The 17,528-nt window shown below is 65.6% G+C and carries 16 protein-coding genes and 1 tRNA gene; 6 read left to right on the forward strand and 11 right to left on the reverse strand.

Annotated features, from left to right (window positions below):
- Positions 1-98: 98 nt before the first annotated feature.
- The 7 genes from V9L21_RS11615 to V9L21_RS11645 all read right to left on the reverse strand — a co-directional run bounded on the left by V9L21_RS11615 (position 99) and on the right by V9L21_RS11645 (position 6,534).
- Positions 99-377 (reverse strand): hypothetical protein, encoded by a 279-nt coding sequence (locus tag V9L21_RS11615; protein WP_337311975.1) that lies wholly within the window; start codon positions 375-377, stop codon positions 99-101.
- A 168-nt stretch (positions 378-545) separates the two neighbouring features.
- Positions 546-1,952 carry a 30S ribosomal protein S12 methylthiotransferase RimO gene (gene rimO, locus V9L21_RS11620; protein WP_337311977.1) on the reverse strand — a complete coding sequence of 469 codons (1,407 nt, stop codon included), beginning with the start codon at positions 1,950-1,952 and terminating at the stop codon, positions 546-548.
- 41 nt (positions 1,953-1,993) lie between these two features.
- Complete coding sequence (gene phaR, locus V9L21_RS11625; protein WP_041946121.1) at positions 1,994-2,554, reverse strand: polyhydroxyalkanoate synthesis repressor PhaR; 561 nt, start codon at positions 2,552-2,554, stop codon at positions 1,994-1,996.
- Between the two features lie 73 nt (positions 2,555-2,627).
- The gene (locus V9L21_RS11630) at positions 2,628-2,996 is read right to left on the reverse strand and encodes a hypothetical protein (protein ID WP_337311979.1); all 369 of its coding nucleotides are present in this window, start codon (positions 2,994-2,996) and stop codon (positions 2,628-2,630) included.
- 169 nt (positions 2,997-3,165) lie between these two features.
- A tRNA-Val gene (locus V9L21_RS11635) sits at positions 3,166-3,242 on the reverse strand.
- A gap of 48 nt (positions 3,243-3,290) precedes the next feature.
- Positions 3,291-5,480: a RelA/SpoT family protein gene (locus V9L21_RS11640; protein WP_337312236.1), complete on the reverse strand. Its 2,190-nt coding sequence runs from the start codon at positions 5,478-5,480 to the stop codon at positions 3,291-3,293.
- A gap of 58 nt (positions 5,481-5,538) precedes the next feature.
- Positions 5,539-6,534 carry an alpha/beta fold hydrolase gene (locus tag V9L21_RS11645; protein ID WP_337311981.1) on the reverse strand — a complete coding sequence of 332 codons (996 nt, stop codon included), beginning with the start codon at positions 6,532-6,534 and terminating at the stop codon, positions 5,539-5,541.
- A gap of 26 nt (positions 6,535-6,560) precedes the next feature.
- Between V9L21_RS11645 and V9L21_RS11650 the strand changes: the two genes are divergently transcribed.
- Complete coding sequence (locus V9L21_RS11650; protein ID WP_337311983.1) at positions 6,561-7,331, forward strand: 3-hydroxybutyrate dehydrogenase; 771 nt, start codon at positions 6,561-6,563, stop codon at positions 7,329-7,331.
- A gap of 39 nt (positions 7,332-7,370) precedes the next feature.
- Here the strand turns inward: V9L21_RS11650 and V9L21_RS11655 are convergent, their stop codons facing one another.
- Positions 7,371-8,081, reverse strand: coding sequence for an SIMPL domain-containing protein (locus V9L21_RS11655; RefSeq protein WP_337311984.1), 711 nt, complete (start codon positions 8,079-8,081; stop codon positions 7,371-7,373).
- Positions 8,082-8,133: 52 nt separating this feature from the next.
- Positions 8,134-8,490 (reverse strand): hypothetical protein, encoded by a 357-nt coding sequence (locus V9L21_RS11660; protein ID WP_337311986.1) that lies wholly within the window; start codon positions 8,488-8,490, stop codon positions 8,134-8,136.
- 172 nt (positions 8,491-8,662) lie between these two features.
- Between V9L21_RS11660 and ompR the strand changes: the two genes are divergently transcribed.
- Together ompR and V9L21_RS11670 are read left to right on the forward strand one after the other, a co-directional pair.
- Positions 8,663-9,394 carry an osmolarity response regulator transcription factor OmpR gene (gene ompR, locus V9L21_RS11665; RefSeq protein WP_126749638.1) on the forward strand — a complete coding sequence of 244 codons (732 nt, stop codon included), beginning with the start codon at positions 8,663-8,665 and terminating at the stop codon, positions 9,392-9,394.
- 76 nt (positions 9,395-9,470) lie between these two features.
- On the forward strand, positions 9,471-10,880 hold the full coding sequence (locus V9L21_RS11670; RefSeq protein ID WP_337311988.1) for a sensor histidine kinase: 1,410 nt from the start codon (positions 9,471-9,473) through the stop codon (positions 10,878-10,880).
- 12 nt (positions 10,881-10,892) lie between these two features.
- On the opposite strand, the gene ispF is transcribed toward V9L21_RS11670, so the two are convergent.
- Together ispF and ispD are read right to left on the reverse strand one after the other, a co-directional pair.
- Positions 10,893-11,381 carry a 2-C-methyl-D-erythritol 2,4-cyclodiphosphate synthase gene (ispF, locus tag V9L21_RS11675; RefSeq protein WP_337311990.1) on the reverse strand — a complete coding sequence of 163 codons (489 nt, stop codon included), beginning with the start codon at positions 11,379-11,381 and terminating at the stop codon, positions 10,893-10,895.
- Positions 11,378-12,091: a 2-C-methyl-D-erythritol 4-phosphate cytidylyltransferase gene (ispD, locus tag V9L21_RS11680; RefSeq protein WP_337311992.1), complete on the reverse strand. Its 714-nt coding sequence runs from the start codon at positions 12,089-12,091 to the stop codon at positions 11,378-11,380. Before ispD ends, ispF begins: the two co-directional genes overlap by 4 nt.
- Positions 12,092-12,207: 116 nt before the next feature.
- Between ispD and mfd the strand changes: the two genes are divergently transcribed.
- The 3 genes from mfd to V9L21_RS11695 are packed head-to-tail and all read left to right on the forward strand — an operon-like array spanning position 12,208 to position 17,461.
- Positions 12,208-15,690, forward strand: coding sequence for a transcription-repair coupling factor (mfd, locus tag V9L21_RS11685; RefSeq protein ID WP_337311994.1), 3,483 nt, complete (start codon positions 12,208-12,210; stop codon positions 15,688-15,690).
- Entirely contained in the window at positions 15,687-16,397 is a 711-nt protein-coding gene (gene serB, locus V9L21_RS11690) for a phosphoserine phosphatase SerB (protein WP_337311996.1), read from the forward strand. Before mfd ends, serB begins: the two co-directional genes overlap by 4 nt.
- Entirely contained in the window at positions 16,394-17,461 is a 1,068-nt protein-coding gene (locus tag V9L21_RS11695) for an Ldh family oxidoreductase (RefSeq protein WP_337311998.1), read from the forward strand. The genes serB and V9L21_RS11695 overlap by 4 nt, the downstream gene beginning before the upstream one ends.
- The last annotated feature ends 67 nt before the right edge of the window (positions 17,462-17,528 follow it).

The raw sequence follows: 17,528 nt of genomic DNA on the forward strand, positions 1-17,528 counted from the left end.
TTTCACGCTCGGATGACTGAAAACAGCCGGGCCGTGGCCGCCCCACCCAAGCCCATCGAAAAGCCCGCTTCCGCGGGCTTTTCTTTTTGGAGTCCTGGCTACGTCAGCAGATTCGACTTGGGTCTGCGGCTCGTTTCAATCGAGTAGATGGCGGGCTTCTCCTGCTCGGCCCTCGCGTCGGGGTCAACGCCGGGAGCAGGCAGCGGATAGACCTCGTGGGTCAGGCGCTTCACTCGGTCTGCGTACATCTTTGCCAAGGCGGCGTGGTGCTCCGCCGCCGCCTGGTGCTCAAGGCGCGCCATCTGCGCCTCTTGCAGCAATGTCGCCGCCCTCTTGAGGTGAAGGCTGGAACCGGATTGAAAGAGTTGGAAGAACATGGAACCTCCTCGAAGCAGAGGCAGCCACATTCAAGCCTTGCGTTCCGCGCGTCTGTAGGCGCGCAACTTTTCAGGCTGTCATTCAGCCTTTAGTTTGCAGGTCGGCGAGTGCCGCCGCATGCCTGGCAACGCAGCGGCGGCGTGTTTCGAGCTGGAGGGCTGAACGGCTCAGATCGGCAAGGCGATCAGGTCGTGGCCTTCGGCTCCGACGATGCGGGCCTTGGTGAATTCACCCACCTTGAGCGTCTTGCTGATTTTTTCGGGTGGCAGCAGGCGCACGGTGCCGTCGATCTCGGGCGCGTCGGCATAAGTGCGGCCAACGCCGCCCTTGCGGCCCATGCCGGGCGCTGAATCCACCAGCACCTGCATCGTTGCACCAATGCGCTGCTGCAACTTGGCAATCGAAACGGCTTCAGCCACTTCCATGAAGCGGGCACGGCGCGCTTCGCGCTCGGCCGTCGGCAGCATGCCGGGAATGTCATTGGCCGTCGCGCCTTCCACCGGGCTGTAGGCAAAGCAGCCCGCCCGGTCGATCTGCGCTTCGCGAATGAAGTCGAGCAGGTGCTCGAACTCCTGCTCGGTCTCGCCGGGAAACCCTGCGATGAAGGTGCTGCGGATCACGAGTTCGGGGCAAACCTCGCGCCAGCGCGCAAGGCGCTCCAAGTTCTTCTCGCCGCTTGCCGGGCGCTTCATGCGCTTGAGCACATCGGGGTGGCTGTGCTGCAGGGGCACGTCGAGGTAAGGCAGCACCTGCCCGCTCGCCATCAACGGAATGATCTCGTCCACGCTCGGGTACGGGTACACATAGTGCAGACGGACCCAGGCGCCGTACGGCTCGGCAATTTCGCCCAGCGTGCGCACCAGTTCGAGCATGCGAGTCTTGACCGGCTTGCCGTCCCAGAACCCGGTGCGGTACTTCACGTCTACCCCGTAGGCCGAGGTGTCCTGGCTGATCACCAAGAGCTCCTTCACGCCACCTTCGAACAGGGCCTTGGCCTCGCCGAGCACGTCGCCGACCGGCCGCGACACCAGGTCGCCGCGCATCGAGGGAATGATGCAGAAGGTGCAGCGGTGATTGCAGCCTTCGCTGATCTTCAGGTATGCGTAGTGGCGCGGCGTGAGCTTGAGCCCGGCAATGCCGAAGGTGTTGGGAACGAGATCGACGAACGGGTCATGCGGCTTCGGCAGGTTGGCATGCACCGCATCCATCACTTCCTGCGTGGCGTGCGGACCGGTCACGGCCAGCACGCTCGGGTGCATTTGCCGAACCAGGTTGCCGCCCTGGTCGCCCGTCTTGGCGCCCAGGCACCCCGTGACGATGACGCGGCCGTTTTCCGCCAGGGCCTCGCCGATGGTGTCCAGGCTCTCCTTCACCGCATCGTCGATGAAGCCGCAGGTGTTGACGATCACCAGGTCGGCGCCTTCGAAGGTCTTGGCCGTCTGGTAGCCCTCAGCGCTGAGCTGGGTCAGGATCAATTCGGAATCGGTAAGGGCCTTTGGGCAGCCCAGGCTCACAAAACCGACCTTGGGGGCAGCCGGCGTGGCGGTACGTTCGGGGGAGGCAACTTCGCTCATATATGCCTCTATTGTCCCAGCTATCGGCCGGGACCGGGATTTCAGGGGCGTTTGATGCCGAATGCGCCCAGAACCTGCTCGGTGTTCTTCTGCATCTGTTCCTGCATTTGCAGGAACACGTTCTTGGACTGCTCGACGTAATTACCCATCAGCCCCTGGAGCATCGGCGACTGCATGGTCATGAAGCGCGACCACATTTCGGGCGTCAGGCCTTCTGCCTTTTCGGCGAGCTGGGCCTGCACTTCGGTCATGGCCTGGATGTTCTTCTCGAGGTACGGCCCCATGTAGCCCTGCATCGCCTGCCCGTAGAACCGGATGATGTTGGCCAGCACCTGCTCGGTGAACATGGGGGCGCCACCCGCCTCTTCTTCGAGAATGATCTGCAGCAGGATGCTGCGCGTGAGGTCGTCCCCGGTCTTGGCATCGCGCACCACGAACTGGGCGTTCTGTATCACCAGCTGCTTCACCTCGGTGAGCGTGATGTAGGTGGATGTCTCGGTGTCGTAGAGCCTTCGGTTGGGGTACTTCTTGATTACACGTTGCACCGGCTTCACCCCGGACTTCTTGCTCTGCACTGCGGACTCCTTCACATGGATGCCCATGTCATCCGATCAATTCTAGGTAGCGGTTTTGCTGCATCGCGACAAGGTTTACCCTGACCGCGCATCCGCCGCCTCAATCGGGCGTTGTCGCGTACTCGGCGCCGCAGGCGTTGCAGCCGGCGCTCTCGGGGCGCTCCGCGGTCGCCTCTCGAAAACGCAGGGGGCTCTTGTGGCCGTACACCACCCAGCAACGCGGGCAGTGTTCATGGCCGGCCGTGGGCAGGTAGGCGCGGGAGCGCTGTTCGGCGCGCTCCTGCGTCACAGCAATGCCCTGCTGCAGGGCACGTGCAATTTCGCGCGCTGCCATGGTGTCGGTACGGCCGCTCGCGTGGTCGTTGATGCCGTAGACCGCACGCGCAAATTCAATGGGGGCTTGCCGGAGCAATGCGGCCAGGCGCATCTCGGCATGAGCCCGATCAACCAGCGTTGATCGCGTATTCATCAGATCGCTTATCAAGAAATTTGGAAAAGGTTTGCAGAGCGGCCAAGGTAGCACAACAACATGGCCATGGTCTTTGTCTGCTTACCGCAAGGACGATTGAGACACCGGGGAACCCGGTGAAAGCTCTGTTCAACAGACCCGGTGGTTGGCCGGAAGTTGAAACAGAAATTGGTAGGCGCGATTGGACTCGAACCAACGACCCCCACCATGTCAAGGTGGTGCTCTAACCAGCTGAGCTACGCGCCTAAGGATGTGTCCGAGAAGCAGCTATTGTAGCAGGAGAAAACGCGCTTTTTAGCGGCGACGTGCAGATCGCACACCGGCAACCGCCGTAACCACGCCAAGCACCTGCGCGAGCCGCGCTGCATCGGAGATCTCCACAGTGAAAGTCATCCACGCCGTGCCCTTGACCGATTGGGTCTGCACGCCGATCACGTTCATCTTCTCTCGTGCGAACACGTCCGAGATATCGCGCAGCAAGCCCTGGCGGTCAGCCGCTTCCACAGCCACGTCGACTGCATACATCGGTGCTTCGCCGCCCTTGGCGGCGCCCCACTCGACATCGATCACGCGCTCGCCATCGCGCGAGGCCATCATCCGGAAGTTGCTGCAGTCGGTGCGGTGAACGCTCACGCCATGGCCGCGCGTCACAAAGCCGCTGATGGGGTCGGGCGGCGCCGGCTTGCAGCACTTGGCAAGCTGCGTCATCAATGAAGACACGCCCACCACCAGCACGCCGCCCTTGCCCGACTTTTCGCTCGCGCGCGGCTTCTTGAGCTGCACGCCGTCGTCGGGGTTGGGCGCGGGCTCCGGCGGACGCAGCAGCATCTCGATGTTGCGCAGCGAAAACTCGTCCTTGCCCACGACTTCGAACAGATGGTCCGCCGACTTGAACCCCAGCTGCGAAGCCAGGTCTTCCAGCCGCGTGGAGGTCTTGCCTTCACGCTGCAGCAGCTTCTCGACGGCCTCGCGCCCGCGCGCCACGGTTTCGTGCGTGATCTGCGCGTTGAACCACGCGCGCACTTTCGCGCGCGCGCGGTGGCTTGCAAGGTAGCCGAGCTCGGCGTTGAGCCAGTCCCGCGAAGGGCCGCCTTCCTTGGCCGCGATGATCTCCACCGTCTGCCCGTTGGAAAGCGGCGTATTCAGCGGCACCATCGCTCCATCGACACGCGCGCCGCGGCACCGGTGGCCGAGCGTGGTGTGCACGGTGTAGGCAAAGTCGACCGGTGTCGCACCCTGCGGCAATTCGACAATGGCGGCGTCGGGCGTCAATACATAGATGCGATCGTCGAAGAGGCCCTGCCCTTGCGAGCCACCCGAAAGATCGCGCTCCCAGGCCAGCAGCTGACGCAGCACGGCAATCTTTGCGTCGTATTCCCCGCTCGCCCACACGCCCGCATAGCCCTTGTGCCCCGCTTCCTTGTAGGCCCAGTGAGCCGCCACGCCGTGTTCGGCATGGTCATGCATTTCTTCCGTGCGGATCTGGATCTCGATCGGCTTGCCGGCCTTGCCATCGACCACCTCGCGCACCACGGTGTGCAGCGACTGGTATCCGTTGGGCTTGGGCCGTGCGATGTAGTCGTCGAACTCTTCGTCGATTGGCAGGAAGTGCGAGTGCACCCAGGCCAGCGCCGCGTAGCAGTCCTTCACGTCGGGCACCACCACGCGCAGCGCGAGGATGTCGAACACCTGCGCAAAGTCGAGCGACTTGCCGCGCATTTTCTTGACGATGCTGTAGATGTTCTTCGGCCGGCCCTGCACCGTGGCGCGCACGCCCTCGGCCTGCAGTTCGCGTTCGAGCTGCGAGCGCAACTGCTCGACGTGGCCTTCGCGTTCGACCCGTTTTTCGTCGAGCAGGCGCGCAATCAGCTTGTAGGTTTCGGGTTCGAGAAAGCGGAACGAAAGATCTTCGATCTCCCACTTCACCTGCCAGATGCCCAGCCGGTTGGCCAGCGGCGCAAACACCTGCAGCGATTCGCGCGCCACGCTCTCGGGCGCGGGCTGTTTGCTGGCCGCGGCATGCCGCAAGGTCTGCAGCCGCGAAGCCAGGCGCAGCATCACCACGCGCAGGTCGCGCGAAAACGCGAGCAGCATCTTGCGCACGTTCTCGGTCTGCGCCCCTGCGCCTTCGGACAGATGGTGGCCTTGCGATGCCGAGCGCGCCTGCTCCTGCACGCGAACCAGCTTGGTGGTTTCCACCGCCAGCGCCGCAAAGTTGTCGCCGAACACCTTGGCGATCACTTCCTGCGGGCGGTTGAGGTGCTGGCAGGCGTACACCAGGTAGCTCGCGGCCTGCATGGCCTCGGAGCCGCCCATCTTCGCGACGATGGCCGCCACCGCATCGGCGTGCGCCAGCGTGTTTTCGCCGGTGTCGAGCTTTTCGTCGGCAATCAACGGCTCGGCAAATGCCCGCGCGCGCGCCAGCATGTTCTCCATGACCGGGGTGCGATCGGCCGTTGCGGCGGACAAGGGATAGTCCACCATGACCGCGTCGGACGTGTTCGCCGTTTGAAGGCTGGAAGACTCGCGCTTCACGTTGGCCTCAATCGAACAGGAAGGATGTGACCGCAGAGACCTGCGCAGGGTCGATGAAGGTCGGCGCATGGCCCACGCCTTCGAACTCGATCAGCTTTGCGCGCGGGCCGCGTTCGGTCATGGCCAGGGCCGTTTCGCGCGAGAGCAGATCCGACTGGGCGCCGCGCGTCACAAGCGTGCGCGCGTCGATGGCGTCGTAAAGGCTCCACATCACCGCGCCGCCCTGGGCCGCGGCTTCGGGCGTGATGGCGCGCAGCGCCACGGCAATGGCCGGGTCGTAGTGAAGCACCCACGGGCCCGCAGCGTCATCGTTGCCGGCTTCGAGCTTGCCCGACCCATCGGCCGTGCGCTGCGACGCCGGCACCACCATGTGCTGCGACAAGGCAAGCCACTGCGCCGGCGTGTGCGGGCCGAAAGTGGTCGAGATCGACCACATGGCATCTGCTGCTTGCTGCACGCTGTCGTAGCGGCCGCCCTGCCCCACGTAGGCGCCGATGCGCTGGAGGGCGCTGGCCTCGATCGTCGGGCCGACGTCGTTCACGACGAAGCGGCGTATTGGCCGGGCCAGCGGCAATTGCTTGTGGCCCGCCAGCACAAAGCCGATCAGCCCGCCCATGCTGGTACCCAGATAGTCGAAGGTATCGATCGGCTGTTCGCGGTGCAGCTCGCCCACCAGCGCCAGCATGTCGGCCGCATAGACCGGCACCTGGTAAAGAGCCGGGTCGCGCAGCCAGTCGCTTCGACCGCGCCCCGCAACATCGGGGCAGACCACGCGCACATTGCCACCAACACGCGCCACGATGGCCTGGGCCAGCACGTCGAAATCGCGCCCTTGCCGGGTGAGCCCGTGCACGCACATCACCACATGTGCACTGCGCGCATCGCCCCATTGCCAATAAGCCATGCGATGACCGCCCTGGGCGTCATCGCACGCCACGTGATGAAGCGTCGGGTCGGTCATGAAAACGAAGTCGTCCTGGTGCGGATAATGGTCTCGTCGCATCCTAATTCATCCGGAGATTGATCTTTATGCTCAAAGGCAAAACCGCGCTTGTCACGGGGTCCACCAGCGGTATTGGCTTTGCCATTGCCAAGGCCCTTGCACAGCAGGGCGCACACATCGTGCTCAATGGCTTTGGCGATGCCGAGGCTCCCAAGTCGCAGATCGAGGCGCTCGGCGTGCGCGCCGAATACCACGGCGCCGACATGAGCAAACCCGACCAGATCGAAGACATGATGAAGTTCGCCGCGGACAGGTTCGGCCGCGTCGACGTCCTCGTGAACAACGCCGGCATCCAGCACGTGGCAAAGGTCGAGGACTTCCCGCCCGAACGTTGGGACGCGATCATCGCAATCAACCTGACCAGCGCATTCCATACGACGCGGCTTGCAATTCCGGCCATGCGCGAAGCCAACTGGGGACGCATCGTCAACGTGGCGTCGGCCCATGGGCTGGTCGCCTCGGCGCAAAAGTCGGCCTATGTGGCGGCCAAGCACGGCATCGTCGGCTTCACCAAGTCGGTTGCGCTCGAAACCGCAACCACCGGCATCACCAGCAATGCAATCTGCCCTGGCTGGGTGCTGACCCAGCTGGTGCAAAAGCAGATCGACGACCGCGCCGCGCGCGAAGGCATTTCGGCCGAGCAGGCGCAAAACGAACTGCTGGGAGAAAAGCAGCCTTCGCTGCAGTTCACCACGGTCGAACAGCTCGGCGGGCTGGCGGTGTTCCTGTGCTCGCCCGCCGCAGACCAGGTGCGCGGCGTGGCCTGGCAAATGGACGGCGGCTGGACGGCCCAGTAATCAGCACGAAGCGGCCGGCGCGCCGGCCGCGCCTTCTTCTTATTTGAGCTGCACCGACCCGGAGACGCTCACGACCACGCTCGTTTTGCCAGCTTCCACCGGCACCGGCGCGTCAGCCGAAAAAGACTTGGCGGATGCCGCCATGACGCGCGGCCGGATCGGGCCGTTGTCGTTCGCGTTCACCGAGACCTCGCGCAGCGTATAGCCCCCGAAGCCGAAGCCCTTGGCCAGTTCGGTGGCCTTCTGCTTGAAGTTCTCGATGGCGATCGTCTGCGCCTCAGTCTCGCTCTTGGCACGCTGCTCGCGGCTCAGTGCAAAACCCACATTGCCGACGTTCAGCGTGGTGATGCGCCCAGCGGTCTGGGTGATGCGCGGAAAGTCGCGGCCCTCGAGCACCATTTCAGCGGAGCCCTGCCAGCCGTTGATCTTGCCTTCGCGGGTGTAGCGCGGCGACAGGCTGAAGTTGCCCGTGCGCACGTCGAGTTGCCCCGGCTGGGCGTTTTTCTTTGCTTCGGCCAGCGCTGCGTCCACCGCGGCCTTGAGCTGCGACTGAACAGTGGCGGCGTCGGTGGCGTCGCGCGTGGTGGTGAGCGTCATGCTCAGCAGGTCTTGCTGCACTTCGACCGTGCCCGAAGCCGTGAGCTGCAGCACGTTCTGCGGCGGCGCGGCCATGTTCTGGGCCATGGCGGTGCCCGCGGCCCCAGCCGCGGCCAATGCGACGCAAGCCGCGATCAGTTTGATTTTTTTCAAGACGAGATACTCCCTGGATTGGTATTCAAGACGCCGAACGCGCCGCGCCGCCTCAGCGGCGCTGGCTGCGCGGCAAGGTCAGCGCGCGGCTGGCCGAAATCGGCGCCGGCGCGATTCGCTCGGCCGGCTGCGATTCTGCCGAATTCGGGCGCGACGGGGTCCCAGGGGGCGTCCACTGCCTTCGCACCTGCTGCCGTAGTTCAAAGAGCTCGGCCGCCGTCAGGCGCCGGCCAGCGGCCGCCTCCTCCCGCCGGATCTCGTCGCGCTGGGCCGCGCGGTGGGCGGCAACGGCTTCGCGCACCTCGCTTCGGCGCACGTCGCCGACCTTGAGAAAGTCGCCGGCCACAGCCAAGGCAGGGCCACAGCCGCAGGCGACGAGGATCGGAAACGCGAAAAGAAGAGTTCTCATTGAACGAAAGTCATCAATGAGGTGGACTTTGCCACTGCCGGGCTAACGTAGGATCACTAGACAGCGAGCGACCGCAAGTTTTGTAACTTAGTGTCAAACCATAAGTAAAACCGGCTCAACGAGGGCCTAACGCCTTCAGAATCGGCGCTGTTACAAATTCAACGTTGTAGAAATGACTCAAGTTCCCGCTCGCACTGACAAGATCGTGATCGTCGACGACGACGCCCGCATCCGCGACCTGCTTCGCCGCTACCTGACCCAGGAAGGTTTCGAAGTGATCGTGGCCGAGGACGGCAAGGCGCTCAACCGCATCCTGCTGCGCGACACGGTCGACCTGATCGTGCTCGACCTGATGATGCCCGGCGAAGACGGCCTTTCGGTCTGCCGACGCCTGCGCGCCGCCAACGACCGCACGCCGATCATCATGCTCACCGCCAAGGGCGAAGACGTCGACCGCATCGTCGGTCTCGAGGTCGGCGCCGACGACTACCTTGGCAAGCCCTTCAACCCCCGCGAACTGCTGGCCCGCGTGCACGCTGTGCTGCGCCGCCGTCCGCCTCTCGAGGCGCCGGGCGCCCCTTCCACCGAGAACGAAACCGTGACCTTCGGGCCTTTCGCCTTCGATCTCGGCTCCCGCACGCTCAAGAAGGACGGCGAGGAGCTTTCGCTCACCACCGGCGAATTCGCAATGCTGAAGGCGCTGGTGCGCCATCCGCGCCAGCCGCTGTCGCGCGAAAAGCTGGCCCAACTGGCCCGCGGACGCGAGTTCGAGCCCTTCGACCGCAGCCTCGACGTGCAGATCTCGCGCCTGCGCAAGCTGGTCGAGGCCGACGCCGCGGCGCCCCGCTACATCCAGACGGTGTGGGGCGTGGGCTACGTGTTCGTGCCGGACGGCGCGGCCTGAACGACGTTCAGAGGTGGCCATCGGCCTGCAATCTGCCAGACCCAGCCCAGCCCAGGAGGACGGCGCCCAGGTCACCATGCCAAGCCCTCTCGAGGGCACCGGCCAGCGTGACCGGCGACCGGGCCTGAAGCTCGGCTTCAGCCTTTTCTGGCGCACATTCTTCCTGCTCGCCCTGCTGCTGATCGGCTGTACGGTCGCGTGGCTGCAGACTTTCCGCTCGCTCGAATACGAGCCCCGCGCCATCCAGACCGCGCACCAGATCGCCTCGCTCGTGAACCTCACGCGCGCGGCGCTGGTGTATTCGGACGCGATCACGCGGGTGTCGCTCATCAAGACGCTGGCCGACCAGGAAGGCGTGCGCATCCTTCCGCGCGAGCCCAACGACCGGTTTCAGCCCTACACCAGCGGCGCGCTCGACCAGCGGGTGACCGAAGAGCTGATCGACCAGCTCGGCGAAGGCACCACGGTGGCGAGCCGCGTCAACGACGAGCCGGGCCTGTGGATCGGCTTCACCATCGAGAGCGACGCCTACTGGCTCCTGCTCGACCCGACACGCTTCAGCCGCGTGGGCGGCCGCACCTGGCTGGTGTGGCTCAGCACGGCCATGGCCCTCTCGCTGGCCGGCGCGGCGCTGATCACCCGGCTGATCAACCTACCCCTCAAGCAGCTTTCGCGCGCCACCATGCAGGTGCGAGAAGGCGAATACGAGGCGCACCGGCTCGACGAGCGTGCCCGCACCAACGAAATCCGCGCGGTGAACATCGGCTTCAACCGCATGGCCGACCAGCTCGCCAAGATCGAACAAGACCGCGCCATCATGCTGGCCGGCATTTCGCACGACCTGCGTACCCCGCTGGCACGCCTGCGGCTCGAAACCGAGATGAGCGTGGCCGACGAAGACGCGCGCGACCACATGGCGGCCGACATCGCCCAGCTCGACGCCATCATCGACAAGTTTCTCGACTACGCACGCCCCGACCATGTCGACCCCAAGCCCGTGCTGCTGCGCGACGTGGTCGATGCCTGCACCTACGCCGTGCAGGACTACGAAGAAATGAACATCCGGGTCGACGTGCCGCCTGATCTGCGCGTGATGGGCGACGAGGTCGAGCTCACCCGCGTTATTTCCAACCTGGTGGAAAACGCCCGGCGCTACGGCAAGACGCCTTCCACGGGCGTGGCCGACGTGGTGATCCAGGCGCAAGCCAACAACGATGCGGTGCTCATCAAGGTGCGCGACCACGGCGCGGGCGTCGAGCCCGCCCTGCTCTCGCAGCTGACCAAGCCCTTCTTCCGCGGCGACGTGGCGCGCACTTCGGCGGCCGGCGCCGGCCTCAGCCTGTCGATCGTGGCCAAGAACATCGAGCGCATGGGCGGCACCTTCGCGCTCACCAGCACGCCGGGACGCGGCCTTGCGGCGCACATCCGCATGCCGCGCGCCATGCCGGCGCCAAAACCGGCCGAAGCGCCCAGCCGGCGGGCATAGGACGGCCGCCGGTCAGCGGTAAAGCAGCGCCACGGCGCGCGCTTCCATCGCCCGGCCCTCGCCGACGGGGCCGAGCTTCTCGGCCGTCTTGGCCTTGACGTTGACCTGCTCGGGCGCAAGCCCCAGCGTCTGTGCAATGCGCTGGCACATCGCCGGAATGTGCGGCGCCAGCTTGGGGGCCTGCGCAATCACGGTGCTGTCGATATTGCCGATCTCCCATCCCGCGGCACGCACGCGCCGGGCCGCCTCGCCAAGCAGCACGGCCGAATCCGCGCCGCGAAACTGCACGTCCGTATCGGGAAAATGCCGGCCGATGTCGCCCAGGCCCGCCGCGCCGAGCAAAGCGTCGGTAATGGCATGCAGCAGCACGTCGGCGTCCGAATGCCCCAGTAGGCCGGTGGTGTGCGGCACCTCGACCCCACCCAGAATCAGTTTGCGCCCGGCCACGAGCTGGTGAACGTCCCAGCCCTCGCCGACGCGAATATTGAAGGGCGCGGTCATACCGACCCCTTCTTGCGACCGAGCAGAACCGCTTCGGCCAACGCAAAATCTTCAGGGAAGGTCACCTTGAAGTTCTGTGCGCTGCCCGGCACCAGCAGCGGCGACAGGCCGATCGCCTCGATGGCGCCCGCTTCGTCCGTGACCGCGTCGCCAGTGCGCTCCAGCGCATCGAGCAGCATGCCGATGCGGAACATCTGCGGCGTCTGGGCCAGCCACTTGTCGGCGCGCGGAAGCGTTTGCGACACCCGGCTGTCGCCGGAAGAAACCTTCAGCGTGTCCGCCAGCCGATGCGCAAGCAGCCCGCCGACGGCGTCGTGCTCGCAAGCCGCGATCAGCGCCTCGATCTGGCTCGACGTGACCAGGCAGCGTGCCGCGTCGTGCACCAGCACCCAGTCATGCGCCCCGGCCCCTTTCTGCCGCAGCGCCGCCAGCCCGTTGCGCACCGTGGCCGCGCGCGTGACGCCGCCTACCTGCAGCAGGAATTCACCCGTGGCCGGAAAACGCGGCAGCGCCGCCTGAATGTCGCGGTCTTCAGGCGACACCACCACTGCCAGCCCTGCAAAGCGACTCGCCAGCGCCCGAAAAGCCTCCACCGTGTGGGCCACCATCGATGCCCCGGCGATCCGCTGGTATTGCTTGGGCTGCACGCCACCCGCACGGTGGCCGGAACCGGCGCAAGGAATCAGCACGAAGAATCGGGAAGAAGACATGGGGTCCGGCAGCGGCCAAGGGCCGGCAAGCGAATAAGGGGCCGCCATTCTAGAATCGACAGCTTCACACCCCTCGCCAGCCGGCGCGGGGTGTCGTGCATTTTCAGAAGCGCTCAATGGACCTCCCCCACCTAACGGCGGGCAAGCGATTCACGCTGCCGCGTCCTCCCTTATCGGCCGACGCCCTGCTGCTGGCGCAACTGGGCGTGCGCGAAAAAGCCGCCGGCCGGGCCACCGCGGTGTTCACAGCGGACGCGAACGACGCCCAGCGCCTGATCGACGAGATGGCGTTCTTTGCGCCGGACCTGCGCTGCGCCTTGTTCCCCGACTGGGAAACGCTGCCCTACGACAGCTTTTCGCCCCACCAGGACCTGATCAGCGAGCGGCTCGCCACGCTTTGGCGCATCAGCCAGAAAGAAGCCGACGTGGTGCTGGTGCCCGCCACCACCGCGCTCTACCGGCTCGCGCCGCCCGCCTTCCTGGCCGGCTACACCTTTCACTTCAAGGCCAAGCAGAAGCTCGAGGAATCGAAGCTCAAGGCCCAGCTCACGTTGGCCGGCTACAGCCATGTGACGCAGGTGGTGAGCCCCGGCGAATACGCGGTGCGCGGCGGCCTGATCGACCTGTTCCCCATGGGCTCGCTCGTGCCTTATCGCGTCGACCTGTTCGACGACGAGATCGACTCGATCCGCACATTCGACCCCGACACCCAGCGCAGCCTTTATCCCGTGCCCGAAGTGCGGCTGCTGCCGGGCCGTGAGTTCCCGATGGACGACGACGCCCGCGCGCGCTTCAGAAGCCGCTGGCGCGAACTGCTCGAAGGCGACCCGACCAAGAGCCGCATCTACAAGGACATGGGCAACGGCGTGGCCACCGCCGGCATCGAGTACTACCTGCCGCTGTTCTTCGACGAGACGGCCACGGTGTTCGACTACTTCGGCCCCGACGCCACCGTGGTGCTGCACGGCGACCTCGAACCCGCGTTCCAGCATTTCTGGCAAGACACCAACGAGCGCTACCGCCTGGTGCGCGGCGACCCCGAGCGGCCGGCGCTGCCGCCCGAGGCGCTGTTTCTCAATGCCGAGCAGTTCTACCAAAGGGCCAAGCCGCACGCGCAACTGGCCATCCGAGGCGACATCGCAGCCGAAACGCCATATGCGGAATTCGACCGGCTGCCGCCGTTTGCGGTGGTGCGCGGCGCCGAAGACCCGCTGGTCGGCCTCAAGGCCCACATCAAGGCAACGCCGCACCGGGTGCTGCTGATTGCCGAAAGCGAAGGCCGGCGCGAAAGCCTGCTTGACTTCCTTCGCGCGAGCGGCGTGAGCCCGCCGGCTTTCGACTCGCTGGCCGAGTTCGAGGCTTCTACCGACGAGAAGATCGGCATCGCCACCGCCGCGCTGGCCTCGGGCTTCGCATGGCGCGAACAGGGCATCGACCTCGTCACCGAAACCGAGCTCTTCGCGACCGCGCCAACCACGCGCCGCCGCAACAAGAAGCAGGAACAGGTCAGTGACGTCGAGGCGCTGATCAAGGACCTGTCCGAGCTCAACGTGGGCGACCCGGTGGTCCACACGGCCCACGGCATTGGCCGCTACCGCGGCCTCATCCACATGGACCTGGGCCAGGGCGTGGATGCCGAAGGCAAGCCGCTGCTGCAGGAAATGCTGCACCTGGAGTACGCCGACAAGGCCACGCTCTACGTGCCCGTTTCGCAGCTGCACCAGATCAGCCGCTACACCGGCGTGAGCGCCGACGAGGCCCCACTGCACAAGCTGGGCTCCGGCCAGTGGGAAAAGGCCAAGCGCAAGGCCGCCGAACAGGTGCGCGACTCCGCCGCCGAGCTGCTCAACATCTACGCACGCCGCGCCGCTCGGCAAGGCCACGCCTTCCGCTATTCGGCCGCCGACTACGAAGTGTTCGCCAACGACTTCGGCTTTCAGGAAACGGCCGACCAGAAGGCCGCGATCCACGCGGTGGTGCAAGACATGATCTCGCCGCAGCCGATGGACCGGCTGGTCTGCGGCGACGTGGGCTTCGGCAAGACCGAGGTGGCGCTGCGCGCCGCGTTCATCGCCATCACCGGCGGCAAGCAGGTGGCGTTTCTCGCACCCACCACGCTGCTGGCCGAGCAGCACTACCAGACGCTGGTCGACCGCTTCGCCAAGTGGCCGGTGAAAGTCGCGGAAATGAGCCGCTTCCGTTCGGCCAAGGAAATCACCGCGGCGGCCAAGGGCCTCGCCGAAGGCACGGTCGACATCGTGGTCGGCACGCACAAGCTGCTCTCGCAATCGGTCAAGTTCAAGAACCTGGGCCTGCTCATCATCGACGAGGAGCACCGTTTCGGCGTGCGCCACAAGGAGGCGATGAAGGCGATGCGCGCCGAGGTCGACGTGCTCACCCTCACCGCTACGCCGATTCCGCGCACGCTGGGCATGGCGCTCGAAGGCCTGCGCGACCTGAGCGTGATTGCCACTGCGCCGCAGCGGCGCCTGGCCATCAAGACCTTCGTGCGCAACGAAGGCACCGGCGTGATCCGCGAAGCCGTGCTGCGTGAGCTGAAGCGCGGCGGGCAGGTGTACTTCCTGCACAACGAGGTCGAGACCATCGAGAACCGGCGCCAGAAGCTCGAGGAGATATTGCCCGAGGCACGCATTGCCGTGGCCCACGGCCAGATGCCCGAGCGCGAGCTGGAGCGCGTGATGCGCGACTTCGTGGCGCAGCGCTACAACCTGCTCTTGTGCTCGACCATCATCGAGACCGGCATCGACGTGCCGACCGCCAACACCATCGTGATGAGCCGCGCCGACAAGTTCGGCCTGGCGCAGCTGCACCAGCTGCGCGGCCGCGTCGGTCGCTCGCACCACCAAGCCTATGCCTACCTCATGGTGCCCGACACCGAGGGCCTGACCAAGCAGGCGGCCCAGCGGCTCGACGCCATCCAGCAGATGGAAGAACTGGGCTCCGGCTTCTACCTGGCCATGCACGACCTGGAGATTCGCGGCACCGGCGAGGTGCTGGGCGAGAACCAGAGCGGCAACATGATGGAGATCGGCTTCCAGCTCTACAACGAGATGCTGAGCGAAGCCGTGCGCGCGCTCAAGGCCGGGCAGGAGCCCGACCTGCTCGCGCCGCTGTCGGTCACCACCGAGATCAACCTGCACGCGCCCGCCCTCTTGCCAGACGACTATTGCGGCGACGTGCACCTGCGCCTCTCGTTCTACAAGAAGCTGGCCACCGCCAAGACGCCCGAGCAGATCGACACGCTGCTGGAAGAAATCGTCGACCGCTTCGGCAAGCTGCCCCCGCAGGCGCAGACGCTCATCGACACGCATCGGCTGCGCGTGCTGGCCCGGCCGTATGGCGTGGTCAAGGTCGATGCGGCGCCGGGCGTGATCCACATCACCTTCAAGAAAGACCCGCCGGTCGATTCGATGGCGATCATCCACCTGATCCAGAAGAACAAGCACATCAAGCTTGCCGGCAACGAAAAGCTGCGCATCGAGCGCGAACTGAAAGAGCCGAAGGACCGCGCGCAGATGGTGCGCGACGTGCTGCGCAGCCTCGGCCAACCCATCGTCAAGGAAACCGCCCCCGCATGAGTGCTACAGAAATTTCTCCCGGCCTCGTCATCCAGCGCGTGAAGCCGCCGCTGAAGCTCGCCGACTTCAAGCTGATCGCGTTCGACATGGATTCGACGCTGATCAACATCGAGTGCATCGACGAGATCGCCGATGCCGTGGGCAAGAAAGCCGAGGTTGCGGCCATTACCGAAGCCACGATGCGCGGCGAGATCAAGGACTTCAAGGAAAGCCTCCGGCGCCGCGTGGCGCTCTTGAAGGGTGTGCCGGTCGAGGCGCTGCAGCAGGTGTACGACCAGCGGCTGAAGCTCAATCCAGGTGCGGCCGAACTGGTCGCGGCCTGCAAGGCGGCCGGCCTCAAAGTGCTGCTGGTGTCGGGCGGCTTCACTTTCTTTGCCAACCGGGTGAAAGACCGCCTGGGCATCGACTTTGCGCGTTCCAACCTGCTCGATGAAGCCGATGGCCAACTCACCGGCCAGGTGGTGCAGCAAAGCTGGGGCGACATCTGCGACGGCGCCGAGAAGCGCCGCACGCTGCTCGAAGTCGCATCGCTCATGGGCATTTCGCCGCAGGAGACCATTGCCGTGGGCGACGGCGCCAACGACCTGCCGATGATGGGCGAAGCCGGCCTATCCGTGGCCTACCACGCCAAGCCCAAGGTGCGCGAGCAAGCCATGGTGGCCATCAACGAAGGCGGCTTGGACAGAGTGCTGGAGATACTGAAATGACCGACAACACCGCCCCGCTCTACAGCGCAGATGCGCTCAGGGACTACGGCAGCGCCCTGCTGCAAAAAGCCGGGCTCGCTGCCTCGATGGCCGACAGCGTTGCGCGCACCTTGGTCGAAGGCGACCTGCTGGGCCACGACACGCACGGCCTCGCCCTGTTGGCCGGCTACGTGAAAGAGATCGAATCCGGCGGCATGACGCCGGACGGCGCTCCGGAGGTTCTGTCTGATCGGCCCGCCGCCGTGCTGTGGGACGGCAAGCGCCTGCCCGGCCCCTGGCTCATGGACCAGGGCATGGACATGCTGCTTCCGCGTGCCCGCGAGCTCGGCACCGCCTCGCTCGTAATCCGCCGCAGCCATCACATCGCCTGCCTCGCGGTCTACATGCTGCGCGCGCTGCAGGAAGACATGCTGATGCTGCTCGCCTGCTCCGACCCCAACACGGCCAGCGTCGCGCCCTTCGGCGGCACGCAGGCGGTGTTCACGCCCAATCCGCTGGCCATGGGCTTTCCGCTGTCGCAGGGCGGCGTGATGGTCGACATTTCGGCTTCCGTCACCACCAACGGCATGAGCAACCGCAAGCGCGCGGCCGGCGAGACTTTTGCCGAAGAATGGCTGATCGACGCCGCCGGCAAGCCTACGAACAACCCGCAGGTACTGTTTGACCAGCCGCCCGGCACGCTGCTGCCCGTTGGCGGACTCAGCCACGGCCACAAGGGTTATGGAATGGCGCTGCTGGTCGAAACGCTGACCGCCGGCCTCGCAGGCCACGGCCGGGCCGATCCGCCCGAGGGCTGGGGTGCGACGGTGCACATCACGCTGCACGACCTCCACGCCTTCGGCGGCAAGGAAGCCTTCTTGCGTCAGATGGACCACGTGGCGGCCCAGTGCCGCAACAACGCGCCCATCGATCCCGCCAAGCCGGTGCGCCTGCCGGGCGAAGGCGGCTTGAAGCGCCGTGAAACCCAATCTAAGAACGGGGTGCGGCTGCACCCGTCGATTGCGCGTGCGCTGCAGGATGCGGAGCAGCGCTACGGGCTGCAGCTCGCGCAGGCATTGCTGTAGCGATTTACTTGACGTTGCGCTGTCCAGTTCAGGGCACCCCAGTGCACAGGGCATCGGGTGCTCCCCG

The organism is Variovorax sp. CCNWLW235 (assembly GCF_037204085.1).
GTDB lineage: Bacteria > Pseudomonadota > Gammaproteobacteria > Burkholderiales > Burkholderiaceae_C > Variovorax.